This window comes from Brevundimonas sp., from assembly GCF_044336875.1.
Lineage (GTDB): Bacteria > Pseudomonadota > Alphaproteobacteria > Caulobacterales > Caulobacteraceae > Brevundimonas.
Map to the genome: position 1 here is coordinate 16,323 of NZ_JBIIOP010000018.1, position 18,224 is coordinate 34,546.

Genomic DNA, 18,224 nt, shown 5'->3' on the forward strand with positions numbered 1-18,224 from the left:
AGGGTCAGTCCCGGGCTTTGGGCAGGGGATCGAAGACCGGCGCAGGCGGCGGCGGCGCCTCGCGGGCCCAGGCGCGCCGGCGCGCCGCATCCCCGGCCGCCTGGTCGGCCTCGGCCCGCGCGGCCTGTTCGGCCATGAGCCGCGACTGGGCCAGCATGATCTGGCGCATCGCCGCCAGGTCCTCGGCCAGCACCGCCAGGATCTGGTTGGTCGACTGGGTCGCCGCCGTCTGGCCCTGCGCCGCCTGGCTGGCGCCCAGCGCGCCGCTCAGCCGTCCGCTCCGCCCCGCACCGAGCCGTTCAAGTTCCGCCGCATGCCGCGCGAGATCGCTCGCCGTGCGCCGGGCGGTCCGCCGGCGCGCCTCGCCCTGGGCGATCAGGTCGACCAGGCCGGCGCTGGACAGATCGTCGGGGTAGAGGCTGTCGAACTGACGCTCCAGGCCCGCGACCGTGGTGGCGAGCCCCTGGGCGGTGCGGGCCAGGGCCGCCATGTCCTGAAGCGACTGGTTGCTGGCGGTCAGATGGCTGTAGGGCGACGCCGCCAGACTGCGGGCCTCATTGGCCAGGCTCTCGAGCTGACGCGCGGCCTGAAGCGCGTTTTCAAGATGGTTGCGCGGATCGAACACCACATACTGGGCGGCGGCCGGCGACGCGACGAGCGCGACGGCGACGACGACACCGGCGAGACGGCGGCTATTCGGCCGCGAGCGGACGCGCGAAGGCGTCGAGGACGGACTCCACATTCTTCACTCCCTTGGCTTTGAGGAATTCGCGGGCGAAGCCGGACGGCCCGGCCTGCGCCAGCACGGTGTCGATCAGGCTCTGATCCTCGGGCGAGCCGGCCCCGCACAGGGCGAGGGCCACGCCCGTCAGGCGCAGATCGAACAGGCGGCGACCGTGGGGCTGTCGCCAGTAATAGGCGCGCTTCGCCGGCGCGAAGGCGATCAGTTCGAGTTGGCGCCGGCTCAGCCCGAACGCCCGGTAGAGTTCGGCCGATGACGGCTCCAGGGCGCGCGGATTGGGCAGGAAGACCTGGGTGGGGCAGCTTTCGACCAGGGTGGCGGCGATCGGCGAGGCCGCGACGTCGTCCAGGCTCTGGGTGGCGAAAACCACGCAGACCCGTTTCTTGCGCAGGGTCTTCAGCCATTCCCGGATCTTGGCCGCGAACGCCCCCTCTCCCAGAAAGAGCCAGGCCTCGTCCAGGACCATCAGGGTCGGTCGGCCGTCGAAACCGGCTTCCAGCTCATGAAACAGGGCCGACAGGACCGGGGCGGTCGCCGACGGCGTCGCCATCAGGGTTTCGAGTTCGAAGGTGTCGAACCGGCCCGGCGACAGCCGGCTGTCGGCGCCGTCGAGCAGACTGCCGTGGGCCCCCTTCAGCGTCAGCGGCTCCAGCGCGGCGGCGATCGCCCGATCCTGCACCAGGGCGCAGAAGACGGTCAGGGTGCGGTGTTCGATCGGCGCGGCGGCCAGGGCGTCGAGGGCGGACCAGATCGCCTGCCTCAGCCCCGGCGTGGGTTCGAGGCCGGCGAAGCGGATCGTCTCGGCCAGCCACTCCGACGCCCAGGCGCGGTCCCCCGCCTCGTCGATCCGGGCCAGGGGCTGCAAGGACATCGAGCCCCCGGGCTCCAGCGCGCGCCAACATCCCTGGGCCGCCAGGGTGGCGGCCCGCGCCGATCGGCCCTTGTCGAAAAACACCACCCGCCCGCCGGGATAACGGAACCATTGCAGGGCCAGGAAGGACAGGAGGGCGCTCTTGCCCGCCCCGGTCGGGCCGATCACCATGGCGTGGCCGACGTCGCCGACATGAAGCACCAGACGAAACGGCGTCGAGCCGGTCGTCCGCGCGGTCGCCAGCGGCGGCCCCTCCAGAGCGGCGTCCCGGGTCGGTCCCGCCCAGACCGCCGACACCGGCAGGAGGTCGGCCAGGTTCAGGGTCGAGACCAGCGGCCGCCGGACATCGGCGTAGGGTTCGCCCGGCATGGATCCCAGCCAAGCCTCGACCGCGTTCAGATCCTCGATCCGGGCGATCAGACCCTGGGCGTTCAGCGCCGCTTCGACGGCCCGGGCCTTGGCCGCTGCGCCCGCCTCCGAGCCGTCCAGCACGGTCACGGTCAGGGTCAGATAGCCGAAGGCGCAGGCGTCCGAGCCCAGGGCCGCCAGGGCGCCGTCGCACTCCTCGGTCTTGGACACGGAATCCGTGTCCACCAGGGGCGTCTCCTCCCTGGTGATGGCCTCGCGCATCAGGACGCCGACGCCCTTGCGCTTGGCGAACCAGCGTTTGCGCAGTTTGACGATCTCGAGTTCGGCGGCCGCCTTGTCCAGGGCGATCCAGCGCGCCGTCCAGCGATACTCGAAGGCCAGGGCGCCCAGGGCGTCAAGCAGGCCGGGCCGGGTCGACGACGGCAGACCGCGTACGGAGACCACGCGCAGCCACTGGTCCCCCAACCGGGGGGACACTCCGCCGGTCAGGGCCGCATCGGCCAGCCAGGCGTCCAGAAACATGGGCGGGTCCGGCGGCTCCACCGTCATGGCGCGCGGCGAGATCCCATCGTGCAGCCAGGTCAGAAGGCCCGCATCGTCGAGACGGGCGATCTCCGGCAGGGCGTCCGACAGGAGATCGAAGGTCGTTTCGGTCTCGCGGCGGAACTGCTCGAGGGCCAGCCGCCAGTCGCCCGCCCGGGCGGCGAGGCCGTCGAAGAGCCAGCGCTCCACGCGCCGTCCGTCCTCGACCGGCGGCAGCCAGGTCATGGCCAGCCGGTAGTCGGTCTCATAGGCGGGGTCGGCGTCGTCGAACCGGTCTCGACGTTCGGCGTCGACCAGCCAGGCCACATCCAGGTCGAAGTCCGATTCGGGATAGGCGGATGCGGTGCGCCGCCGCGCCTCCACATGCAGGCACCAGCCTGTGCCGAGCCGTTTGAGGGCGTTGTTCAGCCGCGCCCGGACCGCCATCAGTTCCTCCTCCGTGGAGGAGTCGAGGTCGGGTCCCCGGAACCGGAAGCCGGCGGTGAAGGAGCCGTCCTTGTTCAGCACCACCCCGGGCGCGATCATGGCCGCCCAGGGCAGGTGGTCCGCGAGCGCGGCGGGCCGGCGCCGATGTTCGTCGAGAAACCGCATCCCGCCCTCACGCGTCCAGATGGCCCGGCAGGGCCAGATGCCGGCGCAGGACATCGAAGAAGCGGACGTCCGATCGCGCCGCCCACAGGCCGAGCGCATGGGCGACCGCCCACCACAGCAGGCCGAGCCACCAGATGCGCAAGGCCAGGCCCAGCACCAGGGCGATGGTCCCCATGGCGATGGCGTAGTCGCGCGGCATGCCGGCCATGAGCACGGGCGCCGCGAGCGCCTGCGCCACCGGCAGGTCCCAGCCCTCGGGTCGATCGCCGACGGCGGCCATCACGCGATCTCCATCCCGCCGGCGAAGCCGAAGAAGTCGAGGAAGAAGGTGGAGGCGGCGAAGGCGATGCAGAGGCCGAACATGATGCCCAGCCCCCGTCGCATGGAGGAGCCGTTCTCGCTCATGGCCACCCCCGCCCCGAACACCACCACGGCGACCACGGCGGCGGCCTGGACCACGGGCCCCGTGATCGACTGCACCACCTGCTGGAGCGGCCCTTCCCAGGGCATGCCCGAGCCGCCGGCGAAGGCCGGGCCGGCGGCCAGCAAGGCACAGGTTATCGCTGCGCCGCCGAGGCGGCGTGAAATCTGTCCACGCATTGTCTGTTTCCTGAAATGTCAGGGCTTTTCGCCCCGTCGCACCTCATTGCAAACAGACTTATCCACATGCTGTCAAACGATTTTTACGCGATTTTTCAATGACTTGAATCCAAGTCAAAACAGGGTCGGATGGTGTCGAAGCCCCCTCGGCGGAAGTGATTGGCGTCCCTGCCGAAATCCGCCCCGGCGAGTTCATGCAAGTCGCGGCGATCCCGGCCCCGGCGCGTCCACGCAAGACCGCGCCGTCACGCGGCCAGGCCTCGGGCGACGACCGCATCCCCTGCCACGCGCCCGCGCCGGCGGTCGCCGGTCACGATCCGATGGAGGCTGATCGGCTTCGCCGCCCCTCTCCACGGACGCGGTCGCCGCAGTCGCGACCCTTTTGGCGAACCAGGGTCGCGACCGCGCCATCCGCCGGACGTCGCTTACCGGACGCCGGTCAGGACGAATTTCTGGACCCGGCGGCCGGTCCCGACCTCGGTGACGTAGAGGTTGCCCTGGCTGTCGGTGTCGAGGGAATGCATCCAGGTGAACTGGCCCGCCTGGCGGCCGATGCGGCCGATCGAGCCCAGGGTCTCATGGGTGGCGCGCAGGAGAATCCAGACCCGCCCGTTCATCATATCGCCAACGTAGAGGTATTTCTTGTCGGGCGACAGGGCGACGTCCGTCACCGTGCCCAGGCCGCCGGTCGCGCCGGCGATCTCGAGATCGCGGACGAAGGTCAGGGTTCCGTCTTCGGCGATGTCGAACAGCTGGGCGCGGTTGTTCTGGCGATCGCAGACATAGACCTGACCGTCGCCGGTCGGAACGACGCAGTGGATGATGCCGCCAAACTCTTCGGCATGGGGATTGGGTCCTGAGGCGCCGGTGCTGGTGGCCTGGCTCGTGTCAAAGGCGCCCTGGCGCGTCTGTTGGGCCGGCGCACGGCCATAGGCGCCCCAGATCCCGAAGGCCTCCCCGGTCACGCGATTGAAGCCCAGGAAGCGACGGTTGATGTAGCCGTCGGCGACAAGGACCTGATCGCCGTCACGATAGACGTCCGACGGATTGCCCAGGGTCGCCCCGTCGGCGTTGCCGTTCGTCTGGTCGCGGCGACCGATCTGGCGGATGAACTGACCGTCGCGGCTGTAGTTGACCACGACATGGTCGCCCCGGCCGATCCCGGCGAACCAAAGGGTCCGGTCGGCGTCGACAAAAATGCCGTGCAGGCTGATCGGCCATTGGTTGACGCCGTCGATCGTCGGCGCCGTTTCGGGTCCGCCGAAGCCGCCCAGGAATTCCCCGTCCGCGCTGAAGTGGGCGACTGCAGGCGCTGGTTCGCAGCACAGGGCGATCGGCGGCGTCTGGGCCGAACCGCTGTCGGTCGGGGTCAGCGAGTCCGGACGATGCACCAGCCAGACACTGTCGTCTGCGTCCACGGCGACGCCGCTGACCTCGCCCCACAGCATCGTCTGCGGCATTCGCGGCCAGGTCGGATCGACCGCGAAACGCGGAACGGGCGTGCCGGCCGCAGCGGTGATCTGCTCCAGCACGGGGATGAGCGGGGGATTTGGTTCCGCCTGAGCGGCGAGCGCCTGGGGGGCGGCCGCGCCGAGCAAAAGGGACAGGCTGACGGACCAGGCGAGTACGGATCGCATGTCGAGGCTCCAGATTATTGTGAAGCTGTCCAGATATGGTCCCGCCGGCCGCAACGATAGGATTCTTTTCATGAGCCAATCTCAACGCTGTCATGAACAGACGAGATATCTGGGCGGCGTCGGAGCGAGGGATCCGGCGAGCCGTCCTCTATCGGATCACGCGTCATCTACGCCGCATCGGCGGGCGGCTGGGGCGCGGCTGGGCGGACGGCCGGGCTCCTGGGCGGCATGTTCAACTTCGCGGTCGAGTGCGGTTTCATTGAGCCGCGCCCCCGTTCGCGGCGTGAAGCGCCGCCGGGACGATTCCGGGGATCGCGTCCAGTCGCCGGCCGAGCCCCGGCGCTTGGGCGATGTCCTCTCCGATCCCGGAAAAGAATGGCGGCGCCCCTCGTCACATCTCGAGCGGCCTGTGGACGCGCCTGGAATGAGACGACGCGATAAGGGGGCTTGGGGACAGGCAGGTCAGCCTGATATAGATTTCTATATCTGATAGACCATTTGATGCCTGATTATATATCAACCTCGACCAAAGTCAGATATATGATATATAACGCCATATCAGACAGGCCTCGTGATGCCGAAAAAGACATCAAAACGATACAGTTTGGACCCGCTAACGGGAGCGATCCGTCAAGCACGCCTGGCCAGGGGCTGGAGCCAGCGCGACCTCAGCGCCCGAGCGCATCTGACCCAGGCGCAAATCTCTCGGATCGAAAACGGCGAGGTGGATCTGCAGGTGTCGACCCTGATCGAGCTCGCGCGTTCGCTCGATCTGGATCTCCAGCTCGTCCCGAGGACCGCGCTTGTCGCCGTTGAGGCGGCGGTTCGCTCGGCAGAGGAGCGGTTGGACGAGCGATCGGCCAGAAAGCTCTTGGCGGGCTTGCGTCTCTTGGCCGAACGGGCCCGGCAGGCCGCCCCCGGGCGTGAAGACATCGCCTCCATCGCGTCCAGCCTTCACGACCTGGAGCCGCTCGCGCCGGCCTTGCGCGGGGCCGTCCGCACGGCCGACCTGGAACGGCTGAGGATCAATCTGGAAGGCTTCCTGCGCTATCCTCCGGCCGAACGTCCCAGCCACGCGCAGACCTACAGGGATGCTGCGACATGGCTGAAGCAACTCAGAAACACCCTTATGCACGCGCCTCATACGGAGCGCCCCGCCTACAGTCTTGATGACGAGGACTAATGATGGCCGCCGACGCGCTTGAAGTCCTGCTCAATGACCGCAAGGTCGGCGTGATCTCCGCTCTGGGGGGCGACCAGTCCATCTTCTCGTTCGACGACGCCTATGCGGACGACCCGGATCGACCGACCCTCAGCCTGTCGTTCAAGGGCGAACAAGGCGGCCTTTTGCGCGCTCACAGGCCGACCCAGACACGGCTGACGCCCTTCTTTTCGAACCTGCTGCCGGAGGGCGCGCTTCGCGATTATCTGGCCCGGCGCGCGGGCATCAAGGCGATACGGGAGTATCCGCTGCTTGAGGTGTTGGGGCCGGATTTGCCCGGCGCCGTGACCGTGCGGCCGCTGGGGGAAGACGTCTTCGATGAAGAGGACGAAGACCAGCGCGCGAATGGAAGGCGTGAGGGCGCGGCGGGTCAAGGCGCCCTGAGGTTCTCCCTTGCGGGGGTGCAGCTGAAATTCTCAGCCGTCGAGAAGGCCCAGGGCGGCCTGACGATTCCGGCGAGCGGGCGCGGCGGGGACTGGATCATCAAGCTGCCGTCGATGCGATTTCACGGCGTGGCGGCCAATGAGTTTTCAATGATGCGGCTGGCCCGCGCCATGGGCATGGACATCCCCGATGTCGACCTCATGCCCCTCGATCGGATCGAGGGGCTGCCGGACGGTATCGGCAAGATCGAGGAAGAGGCCTTCGCCATCCGGCGGTTCGACCGTCGGGAAGACGGCGGACGCATCCATATCGAGGACTTCGCCCAGGTCTTCGGCGTCTATCCGGGCGAAAAATACGACAAGGGGTCTTATCGCTCTCTTGCCAAGGTCCTCTGGCTCGAGACCGGCGAAGCCGGGGTGCGCGAGTTCATCCGGAGGCTGGTGTTCAACACCCTGATCGGCAATGCCGACATGCACCTGAAGAACTGGTCGCTGATCTATCGCGACGGCCGCACGCCCGAACTGTCTCCGGGCTACGACTTCCTGTCGACGACCGTCTACATCCCCGATGACGGCATGGCGCTGAAGTTCGCGCGAACGAAGCGGATGGACGAGCTCACGCTCGACGAGGTGGTCTATATGGCCGCCAAGGCCGGGTTTCCCGAAGCGCTGGCGCGAGACGCGGCGGCCCAGGCCGTCGATCGATTCCACGAGGTTTGGGGCGCCGAACGCCGACATCTGCCGATTTCTGACGACCTCGCGGCCGAGATCGATCGGCTCCTCGCAATCGTGCCCCTGGCGCGAAACCGGTAGGAGACGAGGGTCCGCGAAATTTTGCGGCGCGGGGCCGGATTCGCACCTACGCGCTTCAGGTCATGCCTCAGGCGAGCGCCGTCGTCCGATACCCTTGCGTCTCATCCGCCTCGACACCCAACACGGTCTCCACCGATCGCCCCGCAGACGTCCGCCGGACATGAACGATCCGGTCGATGGTCTGACCGATCATCCGCAGCGAGGGTCGGAGCGAGACTTCGCCGATCAGATCCTCCAGCCGTCGCAGCCCGTCGGCCGCCGAATTGGCGTGCAGGGTGCACAGTCCGCCGGGGTGTCCCGTATTCCAGCTTTTCAAGGTCTCGAGGGCTGCGGCGCCGTCTCTCATTTCCCCGACGATGATGCGGTCCGGCCGCATCCGGAGCGCATCCCTGACAAGGTCTCCGACCCCGACCACAGGGGCGGTCCGGCGTGTCACGACCTGCACGCAGTCCCATGCGGAGCAGAGGAGCTCGGGCGTGTCCTCGATCAGGAACACCCGGTCGTTGGCGAAGCCCGGTTCCCGCAACACCGCATTGGCCAGGGTCGTCTTGCCCGCTCCCGTGCCGCCGGAGATCAGGATGTTGCGCCTTTGATCGACCGCCTGCCTCAACACCCGCGCCTGGGCGACGGTCATGACGCCGTCGCGGACATAGTCGTCGAGCGACCAGACCCGCGACGGTCGCTTGCGGATCGACCAGGTCGGCGCCTGCGCCAGCGGAGGCAGGACCGCCTGGAAGCGTTCGCCGGTTTCGGGCAGGACGCCAGACAGACGCGGATTGTCGCGATTGGCCACCTCGCCGACGTGATCGGCGATCAGCCGGATCGTTCGTTCGCGCGCCTCGACCGTAAGGACCAGACCGCTGTCCGATCGTCCCTCTCCGGCGCGATCCAGGACCAGCCGGCCGTCGGGATTGGCCATGACCTCGACCACCCCCGGGTCCGAGAGCGCCTCAAGAATCCGGTCGCCCAGGGCGTGGCGCAAGGCGTCCAGGCGTCGCGCGCGCCCGAGGCTTCGCTCATTCATCCGCGCCGCTCCCCTCCGCCTTCCCGCCGCCACGCTCGACCGGCGCCTTCGGCTTCCGGCCGGCGACGATCCGGGCGGCGGTGGCGTCGAGCAGCTGATCGATCCGCCGCTCGACCGCAGCCTGCACCGTCGGATCTTCGTCCATCACCGCGTCGGGAAGCCGCAGGAAGAAGGCGCGCGCCACCTCGACCAGCAGTTCCTGGACGATCTGCATGTCGCGCGCCGTCGCCCGCATATGATCCCTGAGCGATCGTTCGAGCGTCTCCAGGCGGTCCTCCGGATCGGCGCGGGGGTTGTGCTGCAGGCCGCGCGCAATCATCCGCCCTGCGGCCTGGCTCAAGGGCATCCGCCCCGCGCGCGCCTCCCGGTTCAGCCCCGTCACCACCTTGGGGTCGTTGAGATAGACCTGCACCCGGCAGGTCGATGAGCTAGTCCTCGCCATTGGCGCGTCCCTGCAAATGATTGAGCACCGCCTCGCTGGCGGCCATCTCCTGCGTGACCCTCCCCATCACCTCGGCCACCCGGGCGGCGGTCTTCTTGTCCTCCATCGCGGCGGCCACCTCCTTGAACAGGGGCAGGCTCGCCGCTTCGTCCCGTCCGACCGATCGCCGCCCTGCCCACGGGTGAAAAGGCGCGGGCGGCGTGTCGAGCCGCAAGGCCTGATCGGGCGCGGCGACCCGGGCCCGCGTCCGGAACGGCTCGCGACGGTCGTACTTGAGCTTGGTTGCGCGCAACGGCTTCTGACCGGCGACGAACACCAGTTGTCGGTCATCCGGGAGCGCGCGGATCTCGCCGGGTTCGAGCAGGGGCCGCTCCAGGGTCGAACGGGATACGACGCTATTGCCCTTGCCCATCAGCGCCGGGGCGCTGCGACTGATCCGCGGCTCCGATATGGTCCCCGTCAGCCTGGACACCTTGTCCTGCGTCAACGGATCCAGCGCGGAAAAGGCGGTGTAGACATGACAATTGTCGAGGATCCCGTTGTTCGGGCCGTAAATCGCGGAGGCGCCGTCGAGGAGGATGTCGACCCGCTCGACCGCGCCGGACGGCAGCGCGGACAGATCACTCAGCTCCCCCCGAAACCCGGACCCCGCCAGACGTCGGCCGTCGACGAGCAGCAAGGTCGATTGCGGCCCGAGACCTCTCAGGTTCACGCCGGAGGCATAGGCGCCGTTCGAGCCGCCCCGGTCCGCCCCCGTGGTCGTGGCGACCGGGGTCCCCGCGCCCGCATAGTTCTGAGGCAGCTCCGCCAGGACCTCGGCGACGGTCCCCAAACCCCGGCGATCCAGCGCATCGCGATCCAGGGCCGCCACGGGCGAAGACGGCGGCCCCGACGACCGCAGCAGGGTGCCGGTGACCACGATCTCCGAGAGTTCCGTCGTCGCGGGCCGGCGGATCGTCTCGCTCTCCACCCGCCGCAGATAGATGAGGCCCGGCCGCGTCGCGGACCAGGTCAGGCCCGAGCCGGCCAGGATCCGGTTCAGTGCGTCGTCCGGCGCGAACCGCCCCTGCAGGCCGTCCGAGGTCCGTCCTTCGACCAGGGGCGTCGCAAAGAATATCTGGCGGTCCGACTGGGTCGCATAGAGGTTCAGCGCCTCGGCCAGCGTCCCGGCGGGAATGGCGTACACCCGCGCCTCCTCCGCCCGGGCCGCGTCGGTCGCGACCACCGACGACGCCAGGGCGCAGCCGCATAACAAATTCACTCGATTCATAACTTCTCTCCCCTCGACGCGAATGACGTCGATGAGAAAGACCGTCCGAACCCCGCCCTACCCCGGAGCCCGTCCCGAATTATTTTCAGGCGTCAGCCGAACCCGCCCGTCCGCGTCCCGGGACGCCTTCAGATCAAAGGTGACGGCGACGACCTCGACGAAGGCCGCCCTGTCGCCCGTACGGATCACCCCGTTGACCGAGGCCTTGGACAGGGCCGGGGCATCCAGCACGATCGGCGCGTCCAGATACCGGTTCACCTCCGCCACCGCCTCGTCCAGCGGCCTGTCCCGAAAGACGATGCGGCCCTCGCTCCAGGCTGTGACGCTCCCGGCGTCCACGGTTCGCACGACCGGGCCGGCGCGTGAAAGGACCGCCTGCTCGCCTGCAGCCAGTCGTTTCTGCGGCCCGCCGGCCGAGCCCTGGACGCTCACAGCGCCGGACACCAGGGTGATCCGTGCAGCGTCGCCGGTGCGCCGGACGTCGAACACCGTGCCCACGGCCGTGACCGCGGCGTCGCCCGCCGTCACGACAAAGGGCCGCGTGGAATCATGCGCTACGGTGAAGAGGGCCTGACCACGCACGAGGTCGAGCCCGCGCCGGCCCCGCTCGAAGCGCACCCGCACCACCGAATCCGTGTCCAGGCGCACCGTCGAGCCGTCCGCAAGCTCGACGACCCGCTGTTCGCCGACATCCGTGCGATAGACCTGCCGGCCGGAGCCCCAGAGCGCGGCGCACGTCACCGCCACGACCACGACCAGAGCCCCGGCCAGGCCGGCGCCTCCGGTCGTCATCAGCCAGCGCCGCCGGGGGCGTCCCATGGCCTCGGCGACGGCCCGATTGACCGCCGGCGATCCGGAGGCGGCGCGCGCGCCCTTCCACACGGTCTCGACGCGACCATAGGCGGCCGCATTCTCGGGGTCCTGGCGCCACTCGAAGAAGTCCTGAACAGTCTGGGTGCTCACGCGCGGCTCGCCGAGGCGAAGATGCCACTCCGCCGCTTCACGCTCTGCTCTGCTAACCCGTTTCATCGGGCCTTTCATGTTCCGCCCCATGCTAGCGGAGTTGGGCTGCGCAATGCGCCAAGGCCTTCGTCATCCGCCACTCAACGGTCTTCTGGGCGATGCCCAGGCGATCGGCGATCTCGGCGTTGCTGAGACCGACAAAACGCGACATCACAAAGACATCCCTCTGAGGTTGTGGCAAGCTCAGGATGAGCTGCTGGAGCAGGAGCTCCTCGTCCTGACCACCGGCACCGTCCCCCTCCTCCACGGCAAACACCCGCAGCGCAGAGACACCCTGGTCGTACCGCATCTCACGCCGCGCCCGGTCCCGCGCCACGTTTTCGGCGATGCGCAGCAACAGAGCGCGAGGATGACGCACCTCGTGCACCTCCTCATACGGCAGTAGGCGCGCCCATGCTTCCTGCGCAACGTCCTCCGCGTCTGGCCCGATGCGATACGCTAAGCGCCGGGAAAGCCACTTTGCGTGCCGTTCATAGAGCGCAACAACGGATGTCAGACCAACAATCACAAGGATACCTCCAGACCAACCCAAAATGACACGATTGGGGGACAGCAGGAAGGGGCATCTTCGGGTGACAAGCTGTCGATGGACACGGTCACCCTGTTTGGCGACAACCTCCGACGGGCTCGAAACGCCGCAGATCTTTCTCAGGAAGAGTTGGCATTTCGAGCGGGGATGAAGCGCTCCTACGTTAGCGATATGGAACGTGGGACGAGAAATCCCACCGTGCGAGCCCTCGGGCGGATCGCAAACGCACTGGAAATCCCGCCGCACACGCTACTATTGCCCCTCACCAAATCTAACCGCTGAAATGACACGTCCGGGGGACAGCCAAGAGTTGTGACAGCAAGGCAGTTGGGAGGCGATGGATGCCGTCGCTCTCTTAGCAAGAAATGTTCGCGCGCTCCGCAAGCATGCGGCGCTGTCCCAGGAGGAACTCGCATTTCGCGCCGGAATGAAGAGGTCTTACCTAAGTGACCTTGAACGCGGCGCGCGAAATCCGACCGTTAGAGCGCTGGGGCGGCTGGCGGACGCGCTTGGTGTCGCGCCTTCCCAGTTGCTGGACGATCGAGACCTGCCGTCGCCTTGAGGGCGTTCATCCAGTGCGGGCTGCTTGGACAAGCGCGAACTCGCCTTCCGGCTCCAATTGGCGACATTGTAATCCGCGTTCGGCTGGGCCCACCCCATATCTCTCGCCGAACTGGCGGTAAGCAACGCGCTTGGCCTGCCTATATCGACAACACGACGGTGCCGACGCCATCCTTAATCGCATCGCCAGCACTTCGCACCGCATCGAGTTCAAGGGCGAGTCGATGCGGCGGGTGATCAAGGCCCAGACTGACCGCGGAAGATGTCTTTCACCGGTGATCAGTTCGCTGGCGCGGGGGGCCAATTTGATTGGCCGTAGCCGCCAGTTGGAGTGGCCGAAGACGATAGGGCGCGTGGCTACATGCACTTCAGATAGCGAAGTTGCAGCCAGCAGGTATGGGGCGAGCGCGAACGGGGTATTTATCTATGATCGGATTTCGACCCGACCGCTGCACAGGCGACGCCGCGTAGGCTCAGCGATCATGATGCTGCTGTCGGACGCGCACGACGGGTCGAAGACCGTGCAGGCCCTGGTCGCGACTGACGAAGGCCGGCTCCTTTTAGAGAAACTGGGCTGGGTGGCGAGGTCCCCTTGGGCCACGGCTTTGATCATTGGGCCCGACGCCCGCTAACCACCCCTATCGGACTTTGGGAGCGCCCGCCCCTCAAGACGGGCCAGTTGCTCGACAGCGTTGAGATTTGCGGGGTCGAGGACAAGCGAGCGCTGGTAGTTCTCAATGGCCTGTGTCTGGTCCCCGCCGCGGGCGTAGACCTCGGCTAGGCTGTCATAGGCGTTGGCGCTATCCGGATAGAGGCGGACGACGAGTTGCATCACCGTCAGGGCGTCGGCGGTCTTGCCGCCGGCCAGCAGACGGTAGCCCCAGTTGTTGAGCTCGCTTTCCGGCAGAGAGGCGGCGCCGTCTCGCTCGATCAAGTCCGCCACGACCTGATCTGCCCGGTCGAAGCCTTCCGCCTCCAGGCGCTCGCGCAGGGCCGTCACGCCGGTCAACTTCAGACCGGGAATGAATCGAGCGGCGACGGGGTCGATCAACTCCTCCGGATAGGCGCCGGCGAGATTGGTCAGGACGATCACGGCCACCCCGTCGTTCGGATAAACGGAGAAGGCCGACCGCCCCCCGCCGCTCATGCCGATAGAGCGGTGTTCGGGGCGGTCGACGACCACCCACCCGTTGGCCCATTCGCCGGGCTTGCCGTCATTGAAGCGGCCCGGAGTCCACAGGGCGTTCAGCGTCTCCGGGCGGAGGATTTCGCCTGCCTGCAAGGCGATCAGCCAGCGGGACAGATCCAGGCCTGAACTGTTGACGCCGGCGGCGGCGCGGGTGAACGACGGGAAGAGTTCGTGCACGTTCTGGAGACGCGGCGCTTCGCCGCCGACGGGACGGCCGTAGCGATAGCTGCCGGCCTTGCCGGGAACCAGGTCGAGGGAGTCGCCGAACCCGGAGTGAGTCATGCCGAACGCCGTGAAGGCGTCCTCGCCCACCACCGTCTCGAAACCGCGACCACGCGCCTGCTCGACGATCCATTGCAGCAAAAGATAGTTGGTTTGGTTGTAGGCGAACCGCTCGCCCGGGACGGATCGCAAGGGCAAGTCCGCCAGCGCGGCGATGGCCGACGCCCGATCCTGGCCGACATAGCCGCCGTCGCGCGTGATGATATCCGGCAGACCCGACATGTGGGTCAGCAGCTGGCGCACGGTGATCGGCCGCCACGTCTGAGGCAGATCCGAGAGATAGGTCGACACCGGCGCGTCCAGTTTCACCTCGCCGCGCTCGACAAGCCGCAGGATCTCGACGCCCGCGAATGTCTTCGTCGCCGAGTTGATCGAGAAGACGGTGTCTGGCGTGACCGGAACAGGGGTCTGGAGATTGGCCAGGCCGTAGGCGCCGGAGAAGACGACGCGCCCATCCTTGGCCACCACGATCTGCATGCCCGGGATTGATCGCAGACGCATCTGACGCGCGGCCCAGGCATCGAGATCGGCGCGGATCGACGACGACGCCGGCGGCGAGGACGCGGTCTGGGCTGAAGCCGCGAGGGGCGCGCCGGTCAGAACGGCAAGCATCGCCATGGCGAAGGGCGTGTGTCGAAATGGCATGGCGGATCCAATCCGTGAGCCGACAAGCGACCACGTCAAATCCACGCCCGCCAGTGAAGCTTTGGTAATCTGCAGGTTAGGTTCGTTGGTCAAAAGCGCTGAACGCGCCGCGACGGATCGGGCGATCAACAGTCTTTATGGCGCTGCTGCAATGGCCTGGAGCGCCCTACAGGATGACGCCTTTCGAGCTCCCCTGAACAAATAGGGAGGGCGAACAATCTGTAGGACACCGATGGTTCACGATCGGCGGTCGGCGACGAAGGCCTAAAGAGGACCACGGGCCATGCGAGCCGCACCGAGCATGCACATCGTCACAGTTGCGGCTGCGGTCAGAAGGCCTCCAAACCGTCGCACGTCTTCCAGTCATCGGAAGCCTTCCCGGTTTCGGTTGGACCGCCGCAGTGCGGCGGCCCAACACGTGACCTTGCTCAGAAGACGTAGGTCAGACCGACCGTGAAGGTGCGGCCGCTCTTGGTGTAGGAGGTCGACCGCTGCTCGACGATGTCGGCGTACTGGTCGGTCGCCTCGTCGGTCAGGTTGATGCCCTCGACCACCAGCTTCAGCGACGGAGTCATGTTCCAGAAGGCTGTGGCGTCGATATTGGTCGTGGCGTGATAGCCCGAACCGATGTTGCCGTTGCCGCCGATCCCGTCGAGATAGCCGTCGCGATAGGCGCTGGAGACGCGCGCGCCCCAGACATCGGTTTCATAATAGACCGTCGCATTCGACGACCATTTCGACAGATTGGCCAGCGACAGGGTGCGGACCACGCCGTCGACGGTCGAGTCCGTTTCACCCTCCGCATAGGTGGCGTTGAAGCTGACCCCCAGATTGCTGAACAGACCCGGCAGGAAGTCGAAGTCGCGCTGGAGCGCGAACTCGGCCCCCTTGATCGAGGCTCCGTCCCCGTTCACCGGCCGGCTGTAGGAGTAGATGGTGTCGGCCGTCTGGTCCGGCCCGAGCAGCGACAGCGGATAGCCGATGTCGCCGTAACGCACCGAGGCGGTCTCGGCGGTGATGAAGGAGTCCATCTTCTTGTAGAAGACGCCCAGGGCCACATAGCCGCTGCGGCCCATGTAATACTCCCACGACGCCTCGACGGAGTCGGCCAGGAAGGGTTCCAGGTTCGGATTGCCCGCGCTGACGCTGCCGCCGAACGGGGTGAAGCTGACCGAGCCGGCCGCCCGCAGGTCGTCCAGGCTGGGACGGCTGATGTTACGGCTGGCGCCCAGGCGCAGGATCATGTCCGGCATGACTTCCAGCGAGACGTTGGCCGCCGGCAGATAGCCGTCATAGCTGCTCTCGATCGTGGTCGGCACCAGGCCGGCGTTGGTCGCCACCGTCCCGGCCGAAGTCAGGTCGGTCGAATAGTAGCGCACCCCCGCATTGGCTTTCAGCGGCATCGAGCCCAGTTGCGTGTCCAGTTCGTACTGGACGAAGGCGGCCGTGGTCTTTTCGGTCAGGGCGTAGTTGGTGCCCGCCCGGTCATTGGCGGCGGTCAGGTCGCGCAACTGCCCCGTCCGGTCGAAGGTCGCCACCGCGTTCGGTACAATATAGGGCAGCAGGCTGTCGTAGCCGATCACCTCCACCACAGGCGCCGGGCGCGCAGGATTGTTGTACCAGTCCACGCGGTTGAAGCGTTGCCAGCCGTCGTTCTGGAAATCCCTGTGCGAGACGCCGAACTTCAGGCTGGAAGACGGCGTGAAGTCCCAGGCGCCGTTCAGTTCCGCGGTCTTGTATTCGCTGGTGATGAAGTCCTCGCGGGCGTCGGCGCGCATCAGGCCCCACAGGCTCGGATCCGTGGTGTCGAAACCATAGGTCACGGCCACCGGACTGCCGCCGCGATAGTCGTAGGTCAGGCTCTGGTTCGTCGCCTGGATGAAGACCTTGTCGAAAACCGGTCCCTCGAACTCGGACTTGGCGTAGCCGACCAGGGCGTTGAACCGCAGGGTGTCGCTCGCCTGATAGGCGCCGTTCCAGACCGCCTGGGTGAAGGTGGTCTTGTCTTGCGAGTGCTTGTGCTCGTTGCGCATGTCGACGCCCGACCAGTCGGCGTAGACGATGCTGTCGCCGCGGATCTCGACGGCGTTCAGTCTCTGGGTTCCCGTGACGTTGCCGGTCAGGGCGTTCACCCCGGCCGGGGCCTGGGCGTATTCGTCACGCGTGTTCTCCAACGTGCCGTACATCAGGTCCAGACTCATGTCGGTGCGGGCGTTCGGCCGCCATTGCAGCGATCCGGTCAGACCGACCCGCTCGCGCTCCGCATACCAGGTCGAGGGGCTGACGGCCTGGGGCGCCGAAATGCGGTTCAGCCCGGTGGCGTTCACCAGTCGGTCGCGGTCGGCGGCCGAGACGTTCGGTCCGATATTGGCGGCGTTGACGTTGATCTTGGTCCAGGTCCAGCTCCGCATGCCGTATTCATTGACGTCGTTGCGGGTGTAGGCCGCCGACAGCAGGGCGCCGAACTCGCCCACGCCGGTCTGCCAGCGGTTCGAGGCCAGGGCGATGACGCGTGGCGTGACGCTGTCGGTGTTGGAATTGGTCTGGGCCTTGGCGCCCAGCACCAGGCGCGAACCGGCGTAGTCGAACGGACGCGCCGTGGTCAGGCCGACGGTGCCGCCGATGCCGCCCTCGTCCTGTTCCGCCGCATAGGATTTCTCGACCGTCACCCGGTTGAACAGTTCCGAGGCGAACAGGCTGTAGTCGAAACTGCGCGTCCGGCTGACCGAGCCGCGGTTGTCGAAGCCCGAGGCCGTATTGCCCAACACCTCCATGCCGTTCAGCTGGGTGCGGGTGAAGTCCGGGCCCAGGCCGCGCAGCGAGATCTGGCGACCTTCGCCGGCGTCACGGGTGATGGCCACGCCCGGCACCCGCTGCAGGGATTCCGCCAGATTCAGATCGGGAAAGGCGGCGATGTCGTCGGCGACGATGACATCCTGGGCGCCGACGGCGTCGCGCTTGAGGTCACGGGCGGCGTTCAGGCTGGCGCGAAAGCCGGTGACGACGATTTCCTCGACCTCTGTAGCCTGTGACGGAGCCGAAATGATCGGCGGGGCCGCCGCAACGCGCGCCGCCGCCGTGCGCTCGACGCGAGGCGAGGCGGCGGCCGAAGCGGTCGCCTCCACCAGAACCGCACGCCCGACGATCCGGGCCTGAACGCCGCTGGAGGCGGTCAGACGCGACAGGGCCTCGGCCGGGGTGAACCGCCCCTCGACGGCGCGGCTGCGACGGCCGCGCACCACCTCGGGCTGGGCGGCGACCTGCAGGCCGGTGGCGCGCGAGAAGTCGTTCAGGGCCAGGGACAGGTCCTGGGCCGGGATGGCGAAGGTCTGCTGCGCCGCCTGGGCGACAGCGATGGCGGGCGTGGCGACGGCCAGGGCGGCCGCCAGGGCGAAGGCGGACGCGCGCAGCGTCAGATCGGTTTTCATGTCTTGGTCCCCCGGGAAAGAAGTCGGCGTCGATCGCCTGCGGGAGAGATGTCCGGTCGG

16 protein-coding genes are annotated in these 18,224 nt (G+C 67.5%); 4 read left to right on the forward strand and 12 right to left on the reverse strand.

The window, feature by feature from the left end; translation table 11 throughout:
• Positions 1–4: 4 nt before the first annotated feature.
• From ACIQ1T_RS15970 to ACIQ1T_RS15990, 5 genes are all read right to left on the reverse strand, one after another.
• A complete protein-coding gene (locus ACIQ1T_RS15970; protein WP_395945541.1) occupies positions 5–742 on the reverse strand; it encodes a conjugal transfer protein TrbJ in 738 nt (245 codons plus the stop codon).
• Positions 693–3,116, reverse strand: coding sequence for a conjugal transfer protein TrbE (trbE, locus tag ACIQ1T_RS15975; RefSeq protein ID WP_395945542.1), 2,424 nt, complete (start codon positions 3,114–3,116; stop codon positions 693–695). Before trbE ends, ACIQ1T_RS15970 begins: the two co-directional genes overlap by 50 nt.
• Before the next feature lie 7 nt (positions 3,117–3,123).
• Positions 3,124–3,396 (reverse strand): VirB3 family type IV secretion system protein, encoded by a 273-nt coding sequence (locus ACIQ1T_RS15980; RefSeq protein WP_395945543.1) that lies wholly within the window; start codon positions 3,394–3,396, stop codon positions 3,124–3,126.
• On the reverse strand, positions 3,396–3,716 hold the full coding sequence (locus tag ACIQ1T_RS15985) for a TrbC/VirB2 family protein (RefSeq protein ID WP_395945544.1): 321 nt from the start codon (positions 3,714–3,716) through the stop codon (positions 3,396–3,398). The genes ACIQ1T_RS15980 and ACIQ1T_RS15985 overlap by 1 nt, the downstream gene beginning before the upstream one ends.
• A 425-nt stretch (positions 3,717–4,141) precedes the next feature.
• Entirely contained in the window at positions 4,142–5,353 is a 1,212-nt protein-coding gene (locus ACIQ1T_RS15990) for a hypothetical protein (RefSeq protein WP_395945545.1), read from the reverse strand.
• 574 nt (positions 5,354–5,927) lie between these two features.
• Here ACIQ1T_RS15990 and ACIQ1T_RS15995 point away from each other — a divergent pair.
• Positions 5,928–6,536, forward strand: coding sequence for a helix-turn-helix domain-containing protein (locus tag ACIQ1T_RS15995; protein WP_395945592.1), 609 nt, complete (start codon positions 5,928–5,930; stop codon positions 6,534–6,536).
• Positions 6,536–7,771 (forward strand): type II toxin-antitoxin system HipA family toxin, encoded by a 1,236-nt coding sequence (locus tag ACIQ1T_RS16000; protein ID WP_395945546.1) that lies wholly within the window; start codon positions 6,536–6,538, stop codon positions 7,769–7,771. The genes ACIQ1T_RS15995 and ACIQ1T_RS16000 overlap by 1 nt, the downstream gene beginning before the upstream one ends.
• Before the next feature lie 67 nt (positions 7,772–7,838).
• Here ACIQ1T_RS16000 and trbB read toward each other — a convergent pair whose 3' ends face one another.
• The 5 genes from trbB to ACIQ1T_RS16025 are packed head-to-tail and all read right to left on the reverse strand — an operon-like array spanning position 7,839 to position 12,038.
• Positions 7,839–8,795 carry a P-type conjugative transfer ATPase TrbB gene (trbB, locus tag ACIQ1T_RS16005; RefSeq protein WP_395945547.1) on the reverse strand — a complete coding sequence of 319 codons (957 nt, stop codon included), beginning with the start codon at positions 8,793–8,795 and terminating at the stop codon, positions 7,839–7,841.
• Complete coding sequence (locus ACIQ1T_RS16010) at positions 8,788–9,237, reverse strand: hypothetical protein (RefSeq protein WP_395945548.1); 450 nt, start codon at positions 9,235–9,237, stop codon at positions 8,788–8,790. Before ACIQ1T_RS16010 ends, trbB begins: the two co-directional genes overlap by 8 nt.
• On the reverse strand, positions 9,224–10,507 hold the full coding sequence (locus ACIQ1T_RS16015; RefSeq protein WP_395945549.1) for a TonB-dependent receptor plug domain-containing protein: 1,284 nt from the start codon (positions 10,505–10,507) through the stop codon (positions 9,224–9,226). Before ACIQ1T_RS16015 ends, ACIQ1T_RS16010 begins: the two co-directional genes overlap by 14 nt.
• Positions 10,508–10,564: 57 nt before the next feature.
• On the reverse strand, positions 10,565–11,560 hold the full coding sequence (locus tag ACIQ1T_RS16020) for a FecR family protein (RefSeq protein ID WP_395945550.1): 996 nt from the start codon (positions 11,558–11,560) through the stop codon (positions 10,565–10,567).
• Position 11,561: 1 nt separating this feature from the next.
• Positions 11,562–12,038 carry an RNA polymerase sigma factor gene (locus tag ACIQ1T_RS16025; RefSeq protein WP_395945551.1) on the reverse strand — a complete coding sequence of 159 codons (477 nt, stop codon included), beginning with the start codon at positions 12,036–12,038 and terminating at the stop codon, positions 11,562–11,564.
• Positions 12,039–12,116: 78 nt separating this feature from the next.
• Between ACIQ1T_RS16025 and ACIQ1T_RS16030 the strand changes: the two genes are divergently transcribed.
• Both ACIQ1T_RS16030 and ACIQ1T_RS16035 read left to right on the forward strand, forming a co-directional pair.
• Positions 12,117–12,341, forward strand: a complete 225-nt coding sequence (locus ACIQ1T_RS16030; protein ID WP_395945552.1) for a helix-turn-helix domain-containing protein — start codon at positions 12,117–12,119, stop codon at positions 12,339–12,341.
• Between the two features lie 55 nt (positions 12,342–12,396).
• Entirely contained in the window at positions 12,397–12,621 is a 225-nt protein-coding gene (locus tag ACIQ1T_RS16035) for a helix-turn-helix domain-containing protein (protein ID WP_395945553.1), read from the forward strand.
• 627 nt (positions 12,622–13,248) lie between these two features.
• Here the strand turns inward: ACIQ1T_RS16035 and ACIQ1T_RS16040 are convergent.
• Together ACIQ1T_RS16040 and ACIQ1T_RS16045 are read right to left on the reverse strand one after the other, a co-directional pair.
• On the reverse strand, positions 13,249–14,736 hold the full coding sequence (locus tag ACIQ1T_RS16040; RefSeq protein WP_395945554.1) for a serine hydrolase: 1,488 nt from the start codon (positions 14,734–14,736) through the stop codon (positions 13,249–13,251).
• 428 nt (positions 14,737–15,164) lie between these two features.
• Positions 15,165–18,164, reverse strand: a complete 3,000-nt coding sequence (locus ACIQ1T_RS16045) for a TonB-dependent receptor (protein WP_395945555.1) — start codon at positions 18,162–18,164, stop codon at positions 15,165–15,167.
• Positions 18,165–18,224: the final 60 nt, after the last annotated feature.

What these genes read in the sequence shown, in the direction of transcription:
- ACIQ1T_RS16035 (WP_395945553.1), top strand. Translation starts at nt 12,397, where the DNA reads ATGGATGCCGTCGCTCTCTTAGCAAGAAATGTTCGCGCGCTCCGCAAG.
- ACIQ1T_RS15985 (WP_395945544.1), bottom strand. Translation starts at nt 3,716, where the DNA reads ATGCGTGGACAGATTTCACGCCGCCTCGGCGGCGCAGCGATAACCTGT.
- ACIQ1T_RS16015 (WP_395945549.1), bottom strand. Translation starts at nt 10,507, where the DNA reads ATGAATCGAGTGAATTTGTTATGCGGCTGCGCCCTGGCGTCGTCGGTG.
- trbB (WP_395945547.1), bottom strand. Translation starts at nt 8,795, where the DNA reads ATGAATGAGCGAAGCCTCGGGCGCGCGCGACGCCTGGACGCCTTGCGC.
- ACIQ1T_RS15990 (WP_395945545.1), bottom strand. Translation starts at nt 5,353, where the DNA reads ATGCGATCCGTACTCGCCTGGTCCGTCAGCCTGTCCCTTTTGCTCGGC.
- trbE (WP_395945542.1), bottom strand. Translation starts at nt 3,116, where the DNA reads ATGCGGTTTCTCGACGAACATCGGCGCCGGCCCGCCGCGCTCGCGGAC.
- ACIQ1T_RS16000 (WP_395945546.1), top strand. Translation starts at nt 6,536, where the DNA reads ATGATGGCCGCCGACGCGCTTGAAGTCCTGCTCAATGACCGCAAGGTC.
- ACIQ1T_RS15995 (WP_395945592.1), top strand. Translation starts at nt 5,928, where the DNA reads ATGCCGAAAAAGACATCAAAACGATACAGTTTGGACCCGCTAACGGGA.
- ACIQ1T_RS16030 (WP_395945552.1), top strand. Translation starts at nt 12,117, where the DNA reads ATGGACACGGTCACCCTGTTTGGCGACAACCTCCGACGGGCTCGAAAC.
- ACIQ1T_RS15970 (WP_395945541.1), bottom strand. Translation starts at nt 742, where the DNA reads ATGTGGAGTCCGTCCTCGACGCCTTCGCGCGTCCGCTCGCGGCCGAAT.
- ACIQ1T_RS16020 (WP_395945550.1), bottom strand. Translation starts at nt 11,560, where the DNA reads ATGGGGCGGAACATGAAAGGCCCGATGAAACGGGTTAGCAGAGCAGAG.
- ACIQ1T_RS16010 (WP_395945548.1), bottom strand. Translation starts at nt 9,237, where the DNA reads ATGGCGAGGACTAGCTCATCGACCTGCCGGGTGCAGGTCTATCTCAAC.
- ACIQ1T_RS16045 (WP_395945555.1), bottom strand. Translation starts at nt 18,164, where the DNA reads ATGAAAACCGATCTGACGCTGCGCGCGTCCGCCTTCGCCCTGGCGGCC.
- ACIQ1T_RS15980 (WP_395945543.1), bottom strand. Translation starts at nt 3,396, where the DNA reads ATGGCCGCCGTCGGCGATCGACCCGAGGGCTGGGACCTGCCGGTGGCG.
- ACIQ1T_RS16040 (WP_395945554.1), bottom strand. Translation starts at nt 14,736, where the DNA reads ATGCCATTTCGACACACGCCCTTCGCCATGGCGATGCTTGCCGTTCTG.